The organism is Polynucleobacter sp. 35-46-11, from assembly GCF_002281105.1.
Genome location: NZ_NCFJ01000617.1, coordinates 1 through 1359 on the forward strand (window position 1 = coordinate 1; position 1359 = coordinate 1359).

Here is a 1359-nt window from a genome sequence, read left to right on the forward strand (position 1 = left end):
TGGCTGTTTTGGCAAATGGGCGGCCTGGGCCCCATGGCTGGACAAAACCACCATTTTGTTCAGTACGCGCCTGAGAAACTGCCTTACGCCATGGACCGCTATGTCAACGAGACGGCCAGGCTGTATGGCGTGCTGAACAAACGTTTGTCGGATGGTCGTGCATACATCTGCGGTGATTACTCCATTGCCGACATTGCGGCCTATCCCTGGGTCGTTCCTCATGAGCGACAACGACAGGACATGAAAAACTTCCCCGCCTTGAAGCAATGGCTGGAAAGGATAAGTGGCCGGTCAGCGACCGTGAAAGCCTATGAACTGGCCAAGGTCATCAACACCGTGCCGACAGTCGATGAAAAATCCAGGGGCATCTTGTTTGGGCAAGATGCCAGAACTATTCGCTAACCCTTCAATGCAGTCCGGATCATGAAAATCAAGGCAGTGGTGTTTGATGCCTATGGCACTTTGTTTGACGTCTATTCGATACAGACATTGGCGGAGCAGCTTTACCCTGGTCAGGGCGCTGCGATCTCAGTGATGTGGCGTGATAAACAAATAGAGTACACACGCCTGATCACGCAGTCAGACCCACACCAGGCCGAGGGCAGCAAGTTCTACCTCCCATTTTGGGAGATCACCAGACGTGCGCTGGAATACACGCTGGACCGTTTGAAGCTGCACCGCGGAAGCAGCATAGTTGAGGAGTTGATGCTTCAGTATGCCAACTTGAAGCCTTTCCCCGAAAATCTTGCCGTCCTCAAGAACCTCCGAAACGAAGGCCTGACAACCGCTATTCTTTCGAACGGCAGCCCGGAAATGCTCGAATCTGCAGTGACAAATGCAGGCATGAAAGATCTGCTCGATCACACCATCTCTGTTGACCCCATCAGGCTGTTTAAAACATCACCTGAGAGTTACGGACTGGTTCAAAATGTCATACCGTTAGAAAAAGACGAAATACTTTTTGTTTCCAGCAACGCCTGGGATGCGCTGGGTGCAACCTGGTTTGGATTCATAACCCTTTGGGTGAATCGGCCGGGACTTCCTTATGAAACCATTGGTCCCAAGCCCACTTACACGGGCCGTGATCTTCAGAAGGTTCTTGAAATTCCTGAATTAAAGTAATCTGACGACATCTACTCATCTAAAAGCACTCGGGCAGTGATTGGCGTAGGCTTGGTCGGATGTTTTCTGACGTCCGTTGCGGGTGTATCCGCTGTCATGTCTTTCAGTGGATGGGCATTGCAGGGCGGATGGACAGAATGGGCAAGACGACTTTCAATCGCCTACCCGGCCGCCTGTATTGTGGTTTTTACTGTTTTCCCATGGCTGGTCCCAAAACTCATGACATTTTTCATGGCT

2 protein-coding genes are annotated in these 1359 nt (G+C 51.1%); both read left to right on the forward strand.

Features of this window, described 5'->3' with window-relative positions; translation table 11 throughout:
* Nucleotides 1-402: glutathione binding-like protein (locus B7Y67_RS18185; protein ID WP_293599838.1), on the forward strand; the 402-nt coding region annotated here is incomplete at its 5' end.
* Between the two features lie 18 nt (nt 403-420).
* Complete coding sequence (locus tag B7Y67_RS18190) at nt 421-1122, forward strand: haloacid dehalogenase type II (RefSeq protein WP_293599839.1); 702 nt, start codon at nt 421-423, stop codon at nt 1120-1122.
* Nucleotides 1123-1359: the final 237 nt, after the last annotated feature.